This is a genomic window from Tenacibaculum litopenaei (genome assembly GCF_964514025.1).
Lineage (GTDB): Bacteria > Bacteroidota > Bacteroidia > Flavobacteriales > Flavobacteriaceae > Polaribacter > Polaribacter litopenaei.
Genome location: NZ_CAZEQT010000002.1, coordinates 124,981 through 144,065, shown reverse-complemented (window position 1 = coordinate 144,065; position 19,085 = coordinate 124,981). Strand labels below are relative to the sequence as shown.

Genomic DNA, 19,085 nt, shown 5'->3' with positions numbered 1-19,085 from the left:
TATGAACCTCATCACTGAAGTACCAGTAGCACCACAAAAATTTCACCGTATCAACTACCACTCTAAAATACTTCTTTTGGGCTCTTGTTTTTCGGAAAATATCGGTAACAAACTGCAGTATTTTCAATTTTATACCCATCAAAATCCACTGGGCATCGCCTTTCATCCCAAAGCGATAGAAACACTGGTTCAGAAAGCTATCAATCGAGAACTTTACCATGAAGACGACTTGTTTTATCACCTTGAGCGCTGGCATAATTTCGATGCGCACTCCTCGTTAAGTTCAGCAGATAGTGAAAGCTTATTAGCTAATTTAAATACAGGAATCCACAACGGAAATGAACAATTACGCAACGCCAGCCACCTTATCATAACACTAGGGACAGCATGGGTTTACCGTCATATTGCTTCGGACAAACACGTTGCGAACTGCCATAAAGTACCTCAAAAAAAATTTTTAAAGGAGCTCTTAACCAGTGACGATACTTATGAATCGCTAGCAGCCATTCAGGCTTTGGTAAAAGCCTACAATCCGAATATTCAAATCATCCTAACAGTATCTCCGGTACGTCATATCAAAGATGGTATGGTCGAAAACCAACGCAGTAAAGCTCATTTACTGCATGCAGTACATCAACTTTGCGACGAATATGCCCATTGTCATTACTTTCCTTCTTATGAGATTCAAATGGACGAACTGCGTGACTATCGCTTTTATCAACGTGATATGGTACACCCTAACGAGTTGGCCATTGATTATATCTGGGAAAAATTTGCGAACGCATGGATCGATGCTACTACTGCCAGCGTCCGCGAACGCGTTGCTACCGTCAGAAAAGGAATGGCACATAGACCTTTTAATCCTAATGGGCAAGAACATCAGAAATTTCTAGCGAGTTTGGCACGTAAAAGAGAACAACTGCAAAAAGAATACCCTCACATGCAGTTCTAAAATACTAGTATCTCACGAAAATTAAACTTATAAGACACCTTTAGTTACATGATGTAACAGGCCCAAGATAGGTATGAACAAGAAATGACTTTGCTACGAACTTAGCTCAATTTCTAATCACAGCGCAAAAAAAAAGAACTATCCGCGGATAGTTCCTTCTAATATTTTGTCAGTTCACAGACTATAAATACTGATCTACATTTTGCCAAGGACCACCGTTGATGATATCTACACCATGTCCTGCTAAAAACTGAGTTGCTTGACCACTGCGTCCTCCACTTCTACATACTGCAATTACCGGCTTTTCCCAAGCCTTGATTTCCTCTACATTTTGAGGAATGGTATCTAACACGATGTGCTTTGCACCGTCAGAATGACCGTCATTCCACTCCGCTAAAGTTCTTACATCAAGTACTACAGCACCTTTTTCTAAATAGTCTTTGATTTCGTTGCTCATATTGTTCTTTCTAAATAAATTAAATAATCCCATATTATACTTGTTGGACATTACTCAACAAATGTAACCCGTTTTCCAATAAGGTTTTGTAGCTTTTGTTACTTTTCAAGTCCTCCAAGTAATTGCGAATTGGGGTTGCTATGCTAAACCCTTCGCTTTGTGCTACTTCGTAAAGTTCTAATGGAAGTAACCAATCTTCTTGATACTTGTTAACGACTTCCTCAAAAATTTGACCTATGCGCTCTTCGTCAATGGTTCCCGAACTGCGCATTACTCGCAGCTCATCGTACAAAGCATAAAGTGCCCTATCACTTTCCGAGTAGCTTATTTTATGTGTTTTTGTTTCTGACACCTTTCCTACATCACCGAACGAATTAACATCTGCCGGACCTGCATAAGCAGAAACGATATCTACCCCAACGGCCATGTCGTAAATTCCCCAGTCTGGATGAAACAACAAGGTATCTCCATGGGTCACTGTACAATTCTTAAACGAAACTAACAGTATATGACCTCTTAAATCACGAGTTCCAGTGATGACTTCTCCAGAAACTTTTACTCCTCCTTCGAACTCCAAATCGACCTTTTTACCTTCGTAGATACCGTAGGCTTCAAGATCTCTCGGACTCATATTCTCTATCGGGATATTTATTCCCTTCAATTTTCCTACAGGGCTACCATATCCTTCCGCATGATATGTAACACCGTGGCTAATCAATTCTTTATCGCGGTTTGCCAATGCCGTAGGACCGGTAGTTTGAATGTATATCGGTTTGTTATTTTCGTCGGAAATTACATTGGTAAATACCCCTGAAATTTGTATTCCTGTACTCAATTCAACGGTTCCTAAGTTGTTCGAATCTATCAATTTCTCAACTCCCTTAAGTCCTCCTGTTCGGAGTGCCATTTTATTGGCAAACTGTTCTAAAACGAGGCTTAAGTGGGCAAAATCAGGTGTTACAAATAACTGCGGTTGTGGTTTGGTAATGTCAAAGCTCACCTCTGAAGCCTCCAAAGTATAGGGTAACTTTGTTACTTCGGGTTGCATACACCACTTGCTCTCTCCTATCGACGACAGCAAACCAGCTCCGTATATTTTAGGGTCGTCTAAACTCCCGATTAAACCGTACTCTACTGTCCACCAATGCAAGTTTCTAATTTTGGCCATTTCTGACATTTCCCCTAAATTATCTTGCAACCACTCTACTTTTTCTTGCGCTTCTGCTATCGCTTTCTCGGAAGAATTTGGATCTTCTTTCAGAATCGAAAGTAAACGGATGGCTTCGTACATTTCGTAGTCTTTGGATGAGGAGATCGCTTTTGCGCCTATCTCTCCAAATCGTCTTAAATATTCTGCGTATTCCGGGTTAGCAATGATGGGGGCATGCCCGGCTGCTTCGTGAATAATATCTGGTGCTGGCGTATATGCGATATGATCAATCGTACGCATATCTGATGCAATTACGAGTACGTTATAGGCCTGGAATTCCATAAAAGCATTCGGAGGAATAAATCCATCAACAGACACTGCTGCCCATCCGATATCTTTTAAAATTCTATTCATTCCGTCCATATGCGGTATTGACTCTACAGAAATTCCTGTTTTTTCAAGCCCCTTAACATAGGTATGATGCGCCACTCTACTCAGATAATCAACATTCATTCGCATCACATAACGCCACACTGCCTGGTTTTGAGCCGTGTATTCATCATATGGCTGTTTTACAATAAACTTGTGTAAATGCTTTGGCAACTTCTTGGTTACCTCATTAAATTCAAAGTTAACTCCCATACCCTAGTGTATTTATTGGGTAAAGTTACACCTTTTATAGGTCACAAAAAATTCATTCTCGTTAAATTATATATCGTACCTTTAGCAGTACACAAAAAATCAAATCAAAACCCAACAACCATGAGAAAAGGTGGATTTAAAGTTCGCTTAATCCTAGGCGTCGTCATCGTTGCCTTTGCCTACCTCCGTAAATGCAGTCAACAAACGGAAAATCCCTATACAGGAAAAACGCAATCCATTAGCTTAACTCCCGCACAGGAAATAGCTATCGGTCTGCAACAAAAACCCAGTATGGCACAACAACACGGCGGTTTCCATTCCAATGCCCAATACCAACAATACGTTACCCATATAGGGCAACAGCTCGTCAACAATACCGTGGCTAAAAACTCGGGGTATCAATTCGAGTTTCACCTCTTACGCGATGATAGAACCATCAATGCCTTTGCTTTACCAGGAGGACAAATTTTTATTACCTATGCGCTTTTTTCTAAGCTCACCGACAGCAATGGACAAATCAACCCCGACATGGTCGCCGGAGTATTAGGACACGAAATCGGCCATGTATTAGGAAAGCACTCCAATGAACGTATTACAGAAGCAAACTTTTGGCAACTTTTAAGCATGGGAGCCTCTGTCGGTGCAGACCTCGGAGAACTCGCTAATAGCATAGGCCAACAAACCCTTTTAAAAAATGGACGCGGTGACGAATTGGAAAGCGACGAATTAGGAGTCCGACTCATGCTCGATGCAGGATACAATCCGAAATACCTAATCAACGTCATGAAAATTCTAAAACAAGCTGCAGGCCCCAATAGAATACCTGAATTTCAGAGTACGCATCCGGATCCTGAAAATCGAATTGCAAAAATCAAAGCAGCTATCAAAAAATACCAGTAAATAGTATTCCCCATTGTATTCAGTGGGGATTTTTGTTATTTTTGAAGAAAAAAGTTATGAGTTTCGGATTTGGACCAGCTACAGATATGCACAAAAAAGTGCAGAGCTTGCGGCGATCGCGTACGAGCACCCTAGAGAAGATAAAAACAATTCCTCACACAAACCCGTCCCGTTCCGAAGGTTGCAACGATACTCCTACGGCACCGAGAACTGCCACACCTGAAACATTGGATTGCATTCGAGAGCGTCTTCAAAGGGAACAGCAACGTGACCTTCTCTTAAAAGTAGCTGCTTTTGTAGGACTGCTGTTACTTGTATTTTATTTCTTATTCACCTAACCTAAAACGATTGCTTATGAGCTTTGGAGGATCGGTATCTGCTATGATTACCTCTATCAAAAACAACCAAAGAAAACCTAAACCAACCTTTAAAAAATCGGTTTCAACACTGCGTTCTTCGGCGCCCTTAAAGTTTAAAAAGAAAGCTAGCCCACAACAATTACATACCATACGAAAACAACTACAAAAGGAAAACAAAAGAGAACTAGTCTTAGGTTTTGTTGCCTGTAGCTGCTTTGTACTACTTATTTGTTACCTCATCAACACCATTCATTAAACAATACCACACAACTATGTTAATAAGTTGACAAATACTCAATTTTTAAGTTAAAATTATACCATTAGTGGGTTGTATTCGCAAAAAAGTGACTTAAATCGCCCAATAACTTTGCCAGAAACTAATGTATTAACTTAAAAATTATGCTAAACACAAAACCCTTCTCACGTGTTAAAAAGCTACTGTTAATTAGCTCTTTAACACTGTCGTGTTTTTACACACAAGCACAAGACACTGGCTGTGGTACGGACCATGCCATGGACAATTTATTCAAAATGAATAAACGAGCTAAGCAAGAACTCCAGCAATTGCGAAAACAGGTGCACAAACACCTCCATCAACGCAATACTGCTGCAAAATCGTTTACTATTCCAGTGGTATTTCACGTATTTGGTAAAACTTACAATGGCGGAAGCACAGTAACACAGGCCATCATTGAAGAAGCCCTTCGCAAAACGAATGAAGACTTTCAAGGACTCAATCCGGACTACACCACTATTGATGCTCCCTTTGACAAAATCAAACAGCCTCTGAACATTTCGTTCAAATTGGCAAAAATCGATCCGAATGGAAATCCAACTACGGGAATTGTATACCACAACGAAGCTTCTGGTATGGGAAATTACAGCTCGGCCGAGGTAAAACGAGTAGCTTGGGACAATTACAAATACTGTAATGTTTACATCACACGTGACCTTTATGGCGATGGTGACTTTTACAATTCAGGTGTTGCTTGGTACCCCAACAAAGCCATGTCCGACCAAAATCTAGCCCGTGTGGTTTACAACGGTAGTTACCTCGGCAGTAACACCAACGAAAACTTCCGTTCGGTACTCACCCATGAGTTTGGTCATTATTTAGACCTACCCCACACCTTTAACGGTGGCGTATGTACCAACGACCCCAATGCTGGTGATGGTGTTGCTGATACTCCCTCGCATAAAAAAAATTCCGGAGGAACGCAATGTCGCGTTATCAAGAACTGCTTAAATCAGGAAATCAATAACGAAAACTTTATGGATTATACCGATTGCTACAAAATGTTCACTCAAGGCCAGGTAGCACGGATGATTAATGCTTTAGAAAATTCTCCTACTAGAAATACGCTCTGGACTGCTAGCAATCTAGCAGCGACAGGATTGACCGGCGATTTAGGACCGAGAATTACAGCTTCTTCGAGTAGCCTTACTGAACGTTACCTAAATGACGGAGTCATTGAACAAACGCTTACCCTCAACTGCCACGACTGTACCTTTACAAAAGGGTCTGGAACCTTGAATAATGGCACTGATTTTACAGTGAGTAATGTACCTCAAGGATTGAACGCGAGGATCACTTTAAACAGTACTACAAGTGCGACCTTTCAACTTACAGGTACTGCCGCTGCTCACAAGGCAAGTGATTCAAAAGCCATCGCTATAGCTTTTAAAAACTCAAGTATCACGGGAGGTACTAGTCAACTGTACAAAGATCGTATCGATAATATTTCATTGGAATTTAAAGACCCCTATACCGAATACTGTAATGTGAATATACGCTATAAAACCTATACCCATATTACAGATGTAACCTTTAACAACAATAGCAACCCTACAGGATACAACGGAATTTCTGACTACACAAATGCTGTAAAGCACAAGGTTAAAAGACAGCAATCTTATCCTATTAGTATCACGACAAACAAAGGAGCAGGTGGTGCCAACGACAATCTGAGAATTCAGGTTTGGCTAGATGCCAATGCCAACTTTATTTTTGAAGACAATGAACTCGTGATTAGCCACAGCTACAAAAACTCACAAACGGATGCCCAAGGAAACTACACTTATAACGGAACTATAAGTATCCCTGCAAACACGCCACTAAAAGCTACGGCCTTCCGAGTTTTGGCCCACTATGTGCAACGAAACGAAGGAGACACTGCCTGTTCAACTGTTGACAGCGGCGAATCAGAAGATTACGGACTGCAAGTGATCGATAAAAACACGCCTTTCGAAGTAGACTTTTTTGGTCATCCTACTACCGTAAACTTCTCCGAACCCGTAAACTTTAGTGATTTCTCGAATGCCGCTAACAACGACGAACTTCAATCGTGGTCATGGTCTTTTGAAGGAGCCACCCCAGCCGTCTCGACAGCAAAAAACCCCAAAGGAATTCTTTTCCCAGAAGCGGGTAGCTACGACGTTTCATTAATTGTAACCACCAAAAACGGACAACGCAAAACCGTAACTAAAAAAGACTATATAACCTCGAGGCTACAGTATTGTGCCACCAATCCGAAATACGGAACCTATTTCAGCGTTAACAAAGTTCAAATCAACACCATCGACCACCAACCTGGTCTGAGTAATTATTACAACTACTACCATACTGTCAGTACAGAACTCACCACTGGATCTTCGTACAACCTTACGCTAAAAGCGGAAAAAGGAAATGGTGGTGATAGTGATATCAACAGAGTTCGCGTATGGGCCGATTGGAATTTTGACGGTCAATTTAGCAGTGATGAACTCATCGTTAGTAAGGAAGTAAAATCGTCTGATTACAACAGCGCCAAAGAATATCAATTTACCCAAGCCATAACCGTACCTGAAAATGCTGCGGTAGGTAAACGCATCGGATTGAGAGTTACGGGGCACTTCGTAGATGGCAATGGAGGAGAAACGGCCTGCGGAAGTTACGACAGTGGAAACACAGCAGACTACGGCTTGCTCATCAAAAAAGGAATCACCACTCCTGCCCCAACAGTAGTGAGCATTGCCAATGCAACTGAAACGGAAGGAAACACGTTAACACACCTCGTGCGTTTAAGTGCTAAAACAACGACTACTACAACGGTTCCGTTTACGATTAATAACCAAACGGCCCTTCAAGGGCAAGACTTCGAAACACCAACTTTTAACAAAGGGGTTTCACTTTCACAAAACACTCTTAGTATTCCAGCAGGTGTCAGTGAATTCAGCATTTTTGTAGCCGCAATTGATGACCGCGATGTTGAAAATACTGAAACCTATACTATCCAATCGGGAAGTAGCACTGCCACAGGAACTATCAAGGATAACGACACCAGTGTCCCTAGCACCTACTGTACGGCGCAAAATACCCGTAACGATTCTTACATCACAAAAGTGACTATCGGAACAGCGGTACAAGCCAGTGAAGGAAGTGCCTATACGAGCTATGCCAACAAGAGCATCGCACTAAACGCCGACGAAAGCTTCGTTTTTGCCATGAAAACAACATACGATCACTGGAGCTACAATGCAATGGGAGCCTGGGTAGATTGGAACAACGACGGAACCTTTTCTGACGATGAAAAAATATACCACGCCTATAAAGCAGGTCCTTACCAAGCTCAAATTGACATTCCGTCAACGGCAGTAAAGAATCAGAACTTGCGCCTACGCGTGCGTTACAGCTATGGTAGTGAATCAAAAATCACTCCTTGTGGTACTGACAGCTACTTTGGTGAAGTGGAAGACTACAGCATCAAACTCAATGAAACTAGCACTGTGGACTACTGTGAAGCCAGCACCACTCGAAACGACTCATACATCACCAATGTTCGTTATGGAGCTGTTAACAATACGAGTACCCACACCCCTTACAATGACTACAGTCACTTGAGTGCTACCTTCTCAAAAAATAGTGCCTTTACCGTTCAAGTACAACTTTCTAATGGTCATTGGAGCTACAATAATGTGGCTATCTGGATTGACTGGAACAATAACGGCAACTTTGAACTTGAAGAAGAAGTATACCGCGCTTACCAAGCAGGTCCTTATTCAGCGAGTATCACCCCTCCAACAACAGCGGTTAGCGACAAAAAACTACGCATGCGCATTCGCTATGCCTACGGAAGTAACGAAGCAGCAAGTGCCTGTGGCGAAGACAGCTATTTTGGAGAGGTCGAAGATTACAGCATTCAACTGCGAGAAGATACCGATGCTACAGGTATCGATCTGCAAGTGTACCCAAACCCAACAACTGAGTTCTTAACGCTAAAAAGTACGGTAAACTCAGCAATTGTATTGCGCATTAGCACTCTACAAAATCGCGTTGTAAAAACTAAGACAGTGCAACCTACAGCAGGAAAAACTAGTATTTCTGTCGCAGAGCTCCCTAACGGAATCTACCTGCTTACAGGTACTCAAAACGGGCAAACGTTCACAAAAAAAATTGTGATCTCAAAATAAAAACTAGGTTCTCATTAGTCTCAGAAAACTGAGTATTTCTAAAAACTGGAAAGTTATTGCTTTCCAGTTTTTTTATTCTCTTAATCCAAGAAAATCTTTTGTACTTTTACCCTATAATTTGAAAGCGATGAACAAAAAAGTAATACTCATGATACTCGATGGTTGGGGAATTACCCAAGACCCAAAAGTATCTGCTATCTACAATGCAAAAACTCCTTTTATCAACAGTTTATACGATAAATTCCCGCATGCTGAACTCCGAACGGACGGAGAGCACGTAGGCCTACCGGAAGGCCAAATGGGGAACTCCGAAGTAGGACATATGAACTTAGGGGCCGGACGAATTGTTTATCAAAATCTCGCAAAAATCAACAAAGCTGTCGAAGACGGAAGCTTAGCCCAGGAGCAAGCATTGCTCGCTGCTTTCGAATACGCCAAAACTAACGGAAAAAACATTCACTTTGCAGGACTGGTTTCCAACGGAGGAATACACTCGCATATCAATCACCTAAAAGCTTTATTAAGTGCTGCTGCGGACCAAGGATTGGACAATGTATACCTACACGCTTTTACCGACGGACGCGACTGTGATCCTAAATCGGGTAAATTCTTTATTGAAGACATCCAAAAGCACATGCAAGCAACTACCGGAACCTTGGCTAGTATTACCGGACGTTACTACGCCATGGACCGAGATAAGCGTTGGGAACGCATTCAATTGGCGTACGAGGCGATGTGTGCTGGAAAAGGAACGAAGAGTACCCATGCACTCGACAGTATCGCCCAAAGCTACGAAGCCGGGATAACAGATGAGTTTATCAAACCGATTGTCATGGTTGACCAGCAAGAACAGCCTGTAGCAACTATTAAAGAAGACGATGTCGTGATTTTCTTTAACTTCAGAACCGACAGAGGTAGACAACTCACTGAGGCTTTGAGCCAGAAGGATTTCAGTGACTTCCAAATGAAAAAATTACCGTTGTACTACGTTACCCTTACCAATTACGACGACAATTTTGAGCAAATCCACGTGGTCTATGACAATAAAAACATTGTTAACACCTTAGGAGAAGTTTTAGAAGCTGCTGACAAAAAACAAATACGCATCGCTGAAACCGAGAAATACCCGCATGTCACCTTCTTTTTCTCAGGAGGTAGAGAATCGCAATTCAACGGAGAAAAACGACTATTATGTCCGTCACCAAAGGTAGCTACGTACGATTTAAAACCGGAAATGAGCGCCTACGAAATAAGAGATGCCATCGTTCCTGAGTTACACAATAAAGAAGTAGACTTTGTGTGCTTAAACTTCGCGAATGGAGACATGGTTGGACATACAGGAGTTTTTGAAGCTGCGGTGAAAGCTTGTGAAGCTGTAGATCACTGCGTGAACGACGTGGTTACCGCTGCCCTTGACAACGACTACACTACTATTTTAATCGCCGATCACGGAAATTGTGAAACGATGATTAACCCAGATGGTAGTCCACACACGGCACATACTACGAATCCGGTACCGATGATTTTAATCGACAAAGAATTAAAAAGCATCGACAATGGAATTCTCGGTGATATCGCTCCTACCGTACTCAAATTAATGGGAGTAGCACAACCCAAAGAAATGACGCAACATTCACTAATATAAGCAAACTCATGAAAAACACCTTTTATCTCCTCGGAGTTCTTTTACTCTTAAGCTGTGGAAGTGTACAAAAGTTCCCAGCCGCTAAAAACGAAAAAGGAAACCTCGTCGGAATCGCTACCAAAAAAGACTTCCAACAAGAACCTTACGGCAGTGAATGGTTTAACGACTTTTACTCCTACTACGACATTGATGCTGCAACCGCCAAAGCTTTAGAATCAAAACTAAAGGGCATCCGTATCAAAGGTTTTATGGGAACCTGGTGCGACGATAGCAAACGAGAAATCCCTAACTTTTACAAATTGTTAGACGCGGCGAACTTTGACTATAAAAACCTTGAACTCGTTACCGTAAACAAATCGAAGAAAGCCAATGGCTTAGAAAAAGGATATGACCTAGAACGCGTACCGACCTTTATTTTCTACAAAGACGGAAAAGAACTCGGGCGTTTTGTAGAACACCCTGTTGATGGTTCGACGATAGAAGCCGATATTTTAAAAATAATTTCTGGAGCTCCCTATAAGCATCCATATCAAAAATAAACGTAAATTTGCGCCTCAATATTTTTAGCATGATCAAACCAAAAACGAGAGAAGAAATTGAAATTATGCGCGAAAGCGCCTTAGTAGTATCGAGAACTTTAGGAATGCTTGCCAAAGAAGTAAAGCCAGGAGTTACTACGTTACAACTTGATAAACTTGCTGAAGAATTTATTCGCGAACAAGGAGCTATCCCTGGGTTCTTGGGTCTTTACGACTTTCCGAACTCACTTTGTATGAGTCCTAATTCGCAGGTAGTACACGGTATTCCTAACAAAACACCACTTGTTGAGGGAGACATTATTTCTATTGACTGTGGAGCCCTAAAAAATGACTTCTACGGAGATCATGCCTATACGTTTCCCGTAGGTGAAATTGCACCGGAAACCCAAAAACTTCTCGATGTGACCAAAGAGAGTTTGTACGTGGGAATCCGTGAATTCAAAGCTGGAAATCGCGTTGGAGATGTAGGTTTTGCTATTCAAAACTTTACCGAAAAACACGGCTACGGCGTCGTTCGTGAATTGGTAGGACACGGATTGGGAAGAAAAATGCACGAAGATCCTGAAATGCCTAATTACGGTCGTAGAGGACGAGGTAAAAAATTCGTGGAAGGAATGGTAGTTGCTATAGAACCCATGACCAACCTCGGAACGCACCGCATCAAACAACACCGTGATGGTTGGACCATTACTACGCTAGACAATAAGCCAAGCGCTCATTTTGAGCACAATATTGCCATCGTTGACGGAAAGCCAGAATTACTGTCTACCTTCCAATACATTTACGAAGCTTTAGGTATTGAGAGCAACGAAGAAGACGAGTTCAGACAACAACCTTTAGTACTGTAAATCGTGTCTATTTTTAAAGCCGTATTAAATACGATTCCCAGACCGATACTCATCAAAGCGAGCTATTGGGTACGCCCAGTGATTGCTTGGTGGCTAAAGGGAACAACTTATACCGATCCTATTGACGGAAGATCCTTTAAAAAGTTTCTTCCGTACGGATACGGAACCCAGCGCCCTAATGCGCTTTCTCCTTCTACCCTGTCGTTAGAGCGTCATCGCCTGCTTTGGCTCTACCTCAAAAACGACACGCATATTTTTGAAAACACCAAACATTTAAAGGTATTACACGTAGCACCTGAGCAGTGTTTTTTAGATATTTTCAGAAAACAAGCACACTGGAAATACACAACCACAGATTTAGAATCTCCAATCGCAGACGTCAAAGCAGACATTTGTGACTTGCCCTTCAAAGACGGCGAATTTGACCTGGTCTTTTGCAACCACGTTCTCGAACACATCCCTGATGACACCAAGGCCATGCACGAACTCTATCGCGTGCTCAAACCAGGAGGAATGGGAATTTTCCAAGTTCCGCAAGAAATGGATAGAGCGCACACCTTTGAAGATGACAGCATTACAGACCCTGTAGAGCGTGCAAAAATTTTTGGTCAGTACGACCACGTTCGCGTATACGGAAGGGATTATTTTGACAAATTGCGCAGTATAGGCTTTGAAGTAACCGAAATAGACTACACAAAAAAAATCGCCCCAGAATTAGTGGAGCGATATGCTTTAATGCGCGGAGAAATTTTACCGGTTTGTACCAAACCTAGTTTGTAAACTCCTGTAAATTATTATCGGCATCGTTGTACAACAACACCACTTTTAAATCGGGACGCTTCTTTAAAAACTCCTTAGTTCGCTTCATACCCATGGCCAAAAAGGCTGTTGCATAGGCATCCACATCGGCACAGTCACCTGGAGCGCGAACAGAGACACTCAACAAATTACTCTCCTGAGCCAATCCAGTTTTTGGATTGATGGTATGGACGATTTTCTCTCCCTTTTCATTGACCTTAAACTTTCGATAATTACCAGAAGTTGCCATAGACTCGTTCACCAGAGGGATAATTTTTTGAACTGATCGCGTACCGTCTTCATTGGGTTGCTCAATGGCTACTTTCCAAGGAGTTCCCAACTTTGTTCCACGAGCGCGAATTTCTCCTCCTATTTCCACCAAATAATCGTGAATACCCTTGCCTTCAAAAAATCGTCCGATGATATCCAAACCATAGCCTTTGGCAAACGCATTGACATTAAACTCGATATTATCATTATCGCGATACACTCTTTTATTAGCTAATCGAACCTTGTCAAATCCAACTCCAGTCATTAAACTCTTAATTTCCTCAGGGCTTAAACTCTTGCGTTCTTTACCAGAACCAAAACCATAGGCATCTATTAGGCGTCCAATAGTCGGATCAAAATATCCATCGGTTTCCTCATAAATACGCTTGGCCTTCGCAAATACCTCCTCGAAATAGGCATCGACTACCACGGTACTGTCCCCGCGGTTCACACGTGATATATCAGAAGTTGGCAAATAGGTTGACAACGAATTATTAATGGCCTCGAACAGGCTATCAATAGCTATTTGATGCGACTCACTATCGGCGTATTTGATGTGGTAAGTAGTACCGAACACCTGTCCTTCCAAAGCGGTTAATACGGGCTTCTTTTCAGGCGTACACCCTAAAATCAACCCTGCAAACAACAACAAGGTTGCATATAAAAAACGATTCATCATAACGAAAAAATTTTGCTTCAAAGTTACAGTATTCAAACATCATAAAAGATTGTTAATTCTGTTTTTTATTGCTGCATTTTTATACATTTGCCTTAGTTTTCTATCAGAATAAATTTTTTTTAACCATGAAAAAAGCATTTTTATTATTTGCAGTGACCTTATTAATGGCGTCATGTGCTTCTACCAAGGAGCTCGATGCGTTAAAGGCTGAACATCAAAAAACAAAGGAAGAATTAGTAGCTACTAAAACGAACTTAACCAAGTGTTTAGTTGAAAAAGAGCGCTATGAAGAAAAATCTGCTTTGTTACAAACTACCGTAGACGATTTGCGCAAAGACAAAAAGCAGACGTTAAAGCAAGTAGGTGACTTAACAGTTTTGACTCAAGGTGCTAACGACAACATTAAAGAAACCTTATCACAGTTAAGCAAAAAAGACAAGTACATCAACAAAATTAGAGCAGCCGCTTCTAAAAAAGACTCGTTGAACTTAGTAGTTGCCTTCCACTTAAAGAAAGAACTACAACAAGGTATTGACGACGAAGACATTGAAGTAAACGTTGAAAAGACAGTAGTATTCATCTCAATTTCTGACAAATTATTATTCAAGAGCGGTAGCTATACTATCAACAGCAAAGCCTCTAAGGTATTAGAGAAAGTAGCGACTGTTGTAAACGGGCAACCAGAGATGGACGTTATGATTGAAGGACACACGGATGACACTCCTACTAGCAAGAACTCTAGTTTAAAAGACAACTGGGACTTAAGTGTGAAGCGTTCAACAGCTATTGTACGCGAATTACAAAACAAGTACAAAGTTGCGCCTAGCCGTTTAATTGCAGCGGGTAGAAGTAGTTTCGTTCCTTTAGTAAAAAATGATACTCCAGCGAACAGAGCGAAAAACAGACGTACAAAAATTATCATCCTTCCACGTTTAAATCAATTCTTTGATTTATTAGATCAAAAAGTGGAATAAGGATAACAATACAGACAAATAAAAAGGGAATTACGGTGGTAATTCCCTTTTTTCGTAAATAAACTAACGTTCTATTTGTCAATAAAATAAATAATTGTAATTTTGCAGTCCTTTTTAAAGGAAAAAACATATTTAATAATCATTTGACAAAAACTAATCGTGTAATTATGAACACATTAAGTTACAAAACAGTATCAGCTAACAAAGCTACAGTAAACAAGGAGTGGGTTTTAGTGGATGCGGACGGACAAACTTTGGGTCGTTTAGCTTCTAAAGTTGCAAAACTTATTAGAGGTAAGTACAAGCCAAATTTCACTCCTCACGTAGATTGTGGAGACAACGTTGTAATCATCAACGCTGAAAAAATCAATTTAACTGGTAAAAAGTGGACTGATAAGTCATACATCCGTCACACGGGTTACCCAGGAGGACAAAGATCGCTTACTGCTACAGAAATGTTCGAAAAAGATCCTACGAGATTAATCGAGAAAGCAGTAAAAGGAATGTTACCTAAGAACAAATTAGGTAGCGCGTTATTCAGAAATTTATATGTTTACGCAGGTACTGAGCACAACCAATCAGCTCAAAACCCAAAAGCTATTAACCTTAACGATCTTAAATAATGGAAACTGTACACAAAATAGGTAGAAGAAAGACAGCTGTTGCTCGTGTTTATGTTTCACAAGGAAGTGGAAACATCACTATCAACAAGAGAGAGTTTAAAAACTATTTCACTACACCAACTTTACAATACAAAGTTCAACAACCTTTAATGTTAACTGAAAACTTAGAGGCGTATGACATCAAAGTAAACGTTTACGGAGGTGGTGTTACTGGACAAGCTGAGGCAATTCGTTTAGCTATTACCAGAGCATTAGTTGCAATCAACGAAGAAAACAAAGCAGTCTTAAAGCCAGAAGGATTATTGACTCGTGACCCAAGAATGGTTGAGCGTAAGAAATTTGGTCAGAAGAAAGCACGTAAGAAATTCCAGTTCTCTAAGCGTTAATCGTTTATCGGAACTGTTATTTTTAAAATTTACAATTTTATTAAACAGTTTAGTATCTAAATATTTCAGACGTATTTACCTACTGAAATATTGCGAAAACAGAACGTAAACACATTATTACAATGGCAAACATTCAAGAATTATTAGAAAATGGTGTTCACTTTGGACACTTGACTAGAAAGTGGAACCCAAACATGGCTCCATACATCTATACAGAGCGCAATGGTGTTCACATCATCGATTTGTATAAAACTTCAGCTAAGATTGACGAGGCTTCTCAAGCTTTACAAAAAATAGCGAACTCTGGACGTAAGATTTTATTCGTTGCGACTAAGAAGCAAGCTAAAGACATCGTAGCTGAACAAGCGAAAGCTGTAAACATGCCTTATATTACTGAGCGTTGGCCAGGTGGTATGTTAACAAACTTCGTTACTATCAGAAAAGCCGTTAAGAAAATGACTTCTATTGATAGAATGAAGCAAGATGGATCATTTGACGCTTTATCGAAAAGAGAAAAGTTACAGATTAACCGTCAACGTGAGAAATTAGAAAAGAACTTAGGTTCAATTGCTGATATGACTCGTTTACCAGGAGCTTTATTCGTAATTGACGTTAAGAAAGAACACATTGCTGTTGCAGAGGCTCAAAAATTAAACATCCCAATTTTTGCGATGGTTGATACGAACTCTGACCCAAGACCTATCGATTTCGTAATCCCAGCGAACGACGATGCTTCTAAGTCTATCGACAAAGTATTATCGTATGTTACTGCGTCTATTTCGGAAGGTTTAGCTGAAAGAAAAGCTGACAAAGAAAAAGCGAAAGCTGAAAAGGAAGCTACTGAAGCACCAGCAAAAGAAGCATAATAATTTTAATTTAAAGGTTTCATCACATTGGAGCCTTTAAATTTTTATACCTTGTACAACAAAATATTTACCACTAAAAATAACGATAGAAATGTCAGTAAAAATTAGCGCTGCAGACGTAAAAAAATTAAGAGAAACTACCGGAGCCGGTATGATGGATTGTAAAAAAGCATTAGTAGAGGCTGAAGGTGATTTCGATAAAGCAATTGAGATTTTACGTAAAAAAGGACAAAAAATCGCTGCTAAAAGAGCAGATCGTGAGTCAAGTGAAGGTGTAGCTATTACTAAAATCAGCGAGGATAACACTTTCGGTGTTGCCATCGTATTAGCTTGTGAAACAGATTTCGTTGCTAAAAACGATTCTTACAAGCAATTAGCTGCTGAGTTTGTTGACGTGGCTTTCAACTGCAAAACAAAAGAAGAGTTTTTAGCTGCTGATTTTGGAGGTATGACTGTTGCTGAGAAATTAATCGAGCAAACTGGAGTTATCGGTGAAAAAATCGATATCACTTCTTTCGAAAGAATTGAAGCTCCTTACGTAGGTGCTTACACGCACGTAGGTAAGATTGCTGCTATGGTTGGATTAACTTCTTCTGTTGACAACGCTGATGTTTTAACTAAAGACTTAGCGATGCAAGCAGCTTCTATGGGTGCAACTACGTTATCTTACAAAGATTTCGACCCTGCTTATGTAGCTTCTGAAACTGAAGCTAGAATTGCTGCTATCATCAAAGATAACGAAGAATTAGGTCGTTTAGGGAAAACCTTAAAGAACGTTCCTCAATTCGTTTCAAGATTACAGTTAACTGACGAAGCTTTAGCGCAAGCTGAAGAGGCTGCTAAAGAACAGTTAAAGTCAGAAGGTAAACCAGAGCAAATCTGGGACAAAATCTTACCAGGAAAAATGGAAAGATTCGTTTCTGATAACACTACTTTAGATCAAGAGCAAGCTTTATTGGATCAAAAATTCATTAAAGACGAAAAGAAAACTGTTGCTGAGTACGTTAAATCATACGGTGAAGTAGAAGTACAAAACTTCGTAAGAGTTACTTTAGGGTAATTCTACTCTATAAAGTATAAAAACCATCCTTTTCAGGATGGTTTTTTTATGCCCCCAAAAAAGAATGAAAAAATTTCATTAATTTTGCGCAACTTTCAATAAAATTATGCAATACAAAAGAATTCTTTTAAAATTGAGCGGTGAAGCCTTAATGGGAGAACGTCAATACGGAATTGACCCTAAAAGACTTAAAGAATACGCTGAAGAAATAAAACAAGTCGTAGACAAAGGTATTGAGGTAGCAATTGTTATCGGTGGAGGGAATATTTTCCGCGGTGTCGCAGGTGCTAGTAACGGAATGGATCGCGTTCAAGGTGATCACATGGGAATGTTGGCAACCTGTATTAACGGACTTGCCTTGCAAAGTGCCCTCGAAGATGCCGGAATTCAAACGCGTTTGCAAACCGCTATCGAAATCAAAGAAATTGCTGAGCCTTATATTAAACGACGCGCCAACAGACATTTAGAAAAAGGACGTGTAGTTATTTTTGGTGCTGGAACTGGAAATCCGTATTTTACTACAGATACCGCTGCAGTACTTCGCGCCATCGAAATCAATGCAGATGCCATTTTAAAAGGGACTCGCGTGGACGGAATTTATACTGCCGATCCTGAAAAAGACAAAGACGCTGTAAAATTCAATAACATCACCTTTAAAGACGTTATCGAAAAAGGCCTCAAAGTTATGGATATGACCGCCTTTACCTTGAGTGAAGAAAACAAGTTACCGATTATCGTATTTGATATGAATACCCAAGGAAACTTATTAAAATTAGTTTCTGGAGAACCTATTGGTACCGTTGTTGATAATAATTAAAATGATAATACGATGCCTCTTATCCCAATAGAGGCCTCTAAATAGATTAAAAATGAACGAAGAGATTGATTTTATTTTAGATTCAGCCAAAGAGGCCATGAATAAAGCCATTGAGCATTTAGAAAAAGAGTTACGCAGTATTCGTGCAGGAAAAGCATCACCAGCCATGTTAGCCAATGTACAAGTTGACTACTACGGATCTGCTACTCCTTTAGGGCAAGTTGCAAACGTCAATACTCCTGACGCTCGTACGATCGCTATCCAACCTTGGGAAAAAAACATGCTCCAAGAAATTGAAAAGGCTATCATGATTGCCAATTTAGGATTTAACCCCATGAACAATGGTGAAAATATCATCATCAACGTTCCGCCTTTAACTGAAGAGCGCCGTAAAGATTTAGCGAAACAGGCTAAGGCTGAAGCGGAACACGCTAAAGTTGGTGTTCGAAACGCTCGTAAAGAGGCGAATAACGACATTAAAAAAACAGATGCTTCTGACGATATGAAGAAAAACGCAGAAGGAGATATTCAGACTTTAACGGATCAATACGTAAAGACTATTGACGAGAAATTCGCCGTTAAAGAAAAGGAAATTATGACTGTATAATTACGGAAAACATAACTTATTAAGAGTGTTTTTAAACACTCTTTTTTTTTGCTTTAATTGGTTG

Annotated in this window: 19 protein-coding genes; 16 read left to right on the top strand and 3 right to left on the bottom strand. The window is 40.4% G+C overall.

Translation table 11 applies throughout. From position 1 onward, the window contains the following. Window position 1: 1 nt before the first annotated feature. On the top strand, window positions 2–952 hold the full coding sequence (locus ACKTS5_RS03400) for a GSCFA domain-containing protein (protein WP_408042433.1): 951 nt from the start codon (window positions 2–4) through the stop codon (window positions 950–952). Between the two features lie 181 nt (window positions 953–1,133). Here the strand turns inward: ACKTS5_RS03400 and ACKTS5_RS03395 are convergent, their stop codons facing one another. Then, window positions 1,134–1,442 (bottom strand): rhodanese-like domain-containing protein, encoded by a 309-nt coding sequence (locus tag ACKTS5_RS03395; RefSeq protein WP_408042432.1) that lies wholly within the window; start codon window positions 1,440–1,442, stop codon window positions 1,134–1,136. 1 nt (window position 1,443) lies between these two features. After that, a complete protein-coding gene (locus ACKTS5_RS03390; protein WP_408042431.1) occupies window positions 1,444–3,201 on the bottom strand; it encodes an aromatic amino acid hydroxylase in 1,758 nt (585 codons plus the stop codon). A 120-nt stretch (window positions 3,202–3,321) separates the two neighbouring features. Here ACKTS5_RS03390 and ACKTS5_RS03385 point away from each other — a divergent pair, with 120 nt between their 5' ends. The 8 genes from ACKTS5_RS03385 (at window position 3,322) to ACKTS5_RS03350 (ending at window position 12,721) form a co-directional block, all read left to right on the top strand. After that, a complete protein-coding gene (locus tag ACKTS5_RS03385; protein ID WP_408042430.1) occupies window positions 3,322–4,101 on the top strand; it encodes a M48 family metalloprotease in 780 nt (259 codons plus the stop codon). 56 nt (window positions 4,102–4,157) lie between these two features. Further along, window positions 4,158–4,439 carry a hypothetical protein gene (locus ACKTS5_RS03380; RefSeq protein ID WP_408042429.1) on the top strand — a complete coding sequence of 94 codons (282 nt, stop codon included), beginning with the start codon at window positions 4,158–4,160 and terminating at the stop codon, window positions 4,437–4,439. Between the two features lie 16 nt (window positions 4,440–4,455). Then, entirely contained in the window at window positions 4,456–4,716 is a 261-nt protein-coding gene (locus ACKTS5_RS03375) for a hypothetical protein (RefSeq protein WP_408042428.1), read from the top strand. Window positions 4,717–4,859: 143 nt separating this feature from the next. After that, window positions 4,860–8,909, top strand: coding sequence for a GEVED domain-containing protein (locus ACKTS5_RS03370; protein ID WP_408042427.1), 4,050 nt, complete (start codon window positions 4,860–4,862; stop codon window positions 8,907–8,909). A gap of 127 nt (window positions 8,910–9,036) precedes the next feature. Then, a complete protein-coding gene (gpmI, locus tag ACKTS5_RS03365; protein ID WP_408042426.1) occupies window positions 9,037–10,554 on the top strand; it encodes a 2,3-bisphosphoglycerate-independent phosphoglycerate mutase in 1,518 nt (505 codons plus the stop codon). An 8-nt stretch (window positions 10,555–10,562) separates the two neighbouring features. Continuing rightward, entirely contained in the window at window positions 10,563–11,093 is a 531-nt protein-coding gene (locus tag ACKTS5_RS03360; protein ID WP_408042425.1) for a TlpA family protein disulfide reductase, read from the top strand. A 29-nt stretch (window positions 11,094–11,122) separates the two neighbouring features. Continuing rightward, window positions 11,123–11,941: a type I methionyl aminopeptidase gene (gene map / locus ACKTS5_RS03355; RefSeq protein WP_408042424.1), complete on the top strand. Its 819-nt coding sequence runs from the start codon at window positions 11,123–11,125 to the stop codon at window positions 11,939–11,941. Beyond that, window positions 11,942–12,721, top strand: coding sequence for a class I SAM-dependent methyltransferase (locus ACKTS5_RS03350; RefSeq protein ID WP_408042665.1), 780 nt, complete (start codon window positions 11,942–11,944; stop codon window positions 12,719–12,721). On the opposite strand, the gene ACKTS5_RS03345 is transcribed toward ACKTS5_RS03350, so the two are convergent. Then, a complete protein-coding gene (locus ACKTS5_RS03345) occupies window positions 12,711–13,688 on the bottom strand; it encodes an FAD:protein FMN transferase (protein WP_408042423.1) in 978 nt (325 codons plus the stop codon). The two genes, ACKTS5_RS03350 and ACKTS5_RS03345, sit on opposite strands and share 11 nt — an antisense overlap. Before the next feature lie 125 nt (window positions 13,689–13,813). Here ACKTS5_RS03345 and ACKTS5_RS03340 point away from each other — a divergent pair, with 125 nt between their 5' ends. From ACKTS5_RS03340 to frr, 7 genes are all read left to right on the top strand, one after another. Continuing rightward, on the top strand, window positions 13,814–14,662 hold the full coding sequence (locus ACKTS5_RS03340) for an OmpA/MotB family protein (protein WP_408042422.1): 849 nt from the start codon (window positions 13,814–13,816) through the stop codon (window positions 14,660–14,662). A 167-nt stretch (window positions 14,663–14,829) separates the two neighbouring features. Next, window positions 14,830–15,285, top strand: a complete 456-nt coding sequence (rplM, locus tag ACKTS5_RS03335; RefSeq protein WP_408042421.1) for a 50S ribosomal protein L13 — start codon at window positions 14,830–14,832, stop codon at window positions 15,283–15,285. Continuing rightward, window positions 15,285–15,671 (top strand): 30S ribosomal protein S9, encoded by a 387-nt coding sequence (rpsI, locus tag ACKTS5_RS03330; protein ID WP_408042420.1) that lies wholly within the window; start codon window positions 15,285–15,287, stop codon window positions 15,669–15,671. Before rplM ends, rpsI begins: the two co-directional genes overlap by 1 nt. Before the next feature lie 122 nt (window positions 15,672–15,793). Then, entirely contained in the window at window positions 15,794–16,537 is a 744-nt protein-coding gene (gene rpsB / locus ACKTS5_RS03325; RefSeq protein ID WP_408042419.1) for a 30S ribosomal protein S2, read from the top strand. Between the two features lie 91 nt (window positions 16,538–16,628). Next, window positions 16,629–17,597 (top strand): translation elongation factor Ts, encoded by a 969-nt coding sequence (gene tsf / locus ACKTS5_RS03320; protein ID WP_408042418.1) that lies wholly within the window; start codon window positions 16,629–16,631, stop codon window positions 17,595–17,597. 106 nt (window positions 17,598–17,703) lie between these two features. Next, window positions 17,704–18,414: a UMP kinase gene (pyrH, locus tag ACKTS5_RS03315; protein WP_408042417.1), complete on the top strand. Its 711-nt coding sequence runs from the start codon at window positions 17,704–17,706 to the stop codon at window positions 18,412–18,414. 52 nt (window positions 18,415–18,466) lie between these two features. Continuing rightward, complete coding sequence (gene frr, locus ACKTS5_RS03310) at window positions 18,467–19,021, top strand: ribosome recycling factor (RefSeq protein WP_408042416.1); 555 nt, start codon at window positions 18,467–18,469, stop codon at window positions 19,019–19,021. Window positions 19,022–19,085: the final 64 nt, after the last annotated feature.

Bases quoted from the DNA above. Each gene is read 5' to 3' on its own strand.
- ACKTS5_RS03400 (WP_408042433.1), top strand. From the start codon at position 2: ATGAACCTCATCACTGAAGTACCAGTAGCACCACAAAAATTTCACCGT.
- tsf (WP_408042418.1), top strand. From the start codon at position 16,629: ATGTCAGTAAAAATTAGCGCTGCAGACGTAAAAAAATTAAGAGAAACT.
- ACKTS5_RS03345 (WP_408042423.1), bottom strand. From the start codon at position 13,688: ATGATGAATCGTTTTTTATATGCAACCTTGTTGTTGTTTGCAGGGTTG.
- rpsI (WP_408042420.1), top strand. From the start codon at position 15,285: ATGGAAACTGTACACAAAATAGGTAGAAGAAAGACAGCTGTTGCTCGT.
- ACKTS5_RS03395 (WP_408042432.1), bottom strand. From the start codon at position 1,442: ATGGGATTATTTAATTTATTTAGAAAGAACAATATGAGCAACGAAATC.
- ACKTS5_RS03370 (WP_408042427.1), top strand. From the start codon at position 4,860: ATGCTAAACACAAAACCCTTCTCACGTGTTAAAAAGCTACTGTTAATT.
- ACKTS5_RS03360 (WP_408042425.1), top strand. From the start codon at position 10,563: ATGAAAAACACCTTTTATCTCCTCGGAGTTCTTTTACTCTTAAGCTGT.
- ACKTS5_RS03390 (WP_408042431.1), bottom strand. From the start codon at position 3,201: ATGGGAGTTAACTTTGAATTTAATGAGGTAACCAAGAAGTTGCCAAAG.
- frr (WP_408042416.1), top strand. From the start codon at position 18,467: ATGAACGAAGAGATTGATTTTATTTTAGATTCAGCCAAAGAGGCCATG.
- rplM (WP_408042421.1), top strand. From the start codon at position 14,830: ATGAACACATTAAGTTACAAAACAGTATCAGCTAACAAAGCTACAGTA.
- ACKTS5_RS03385 (WP_408042430.1), top strand. From the start codon at position 3,322: ATGAGAAAAGGTGGATTTAAAGTTCGCTTAATCCTAGGCGTCGTCATC.
- gpmI (WP_408042426.1), top strand. From the start codon at position 9,037: ATGAACAAAAAAGTAATACTCATGATACTCGATGGTTGGGGAATTACC.
- pyrH (WP_408042417.1), top strand. From the start codon at position 17,704: ATGCAATACAAAAGAATTCTTTTAAAATTGAGCGGTGAAGCCTTAATG.
- ACKTS5_RS03380 (WP_408042429.1), top strand. From the start codon at position 4,158: ATGAGTTTCGGATTTGGACCAGCTACAGATATGCACAAAAAAGTGCAG.
- ACKTS5_RS03375 (WP_408042428.1), top strand. From the start codon at position 4,456: ATGAGCTTTGGAGGATCGGTATCTGCTATGATTACCTCTATCAAAAAC.
- map (WP_408042424.1), top strand. From the start codon at position 11,123: ATGATCAAACCAAAAACGAGAGAAGAAATTGAAATTATGCGCGAAAGC.
- ACKTS5_RS03340 (WP_408042422.1), top strand. From the start codon at position 13,814: ATGAAAAAAGCATTTTTATTATTTGCAGTGACCTTATTAATGGCGTCA.
- rpsB (WP_408042419.1), top strand. From the start codon at position 15,794: ATGGCAAACATTCAAGAATTATTAGAAAATGGTGTTCACTTTGGACAC.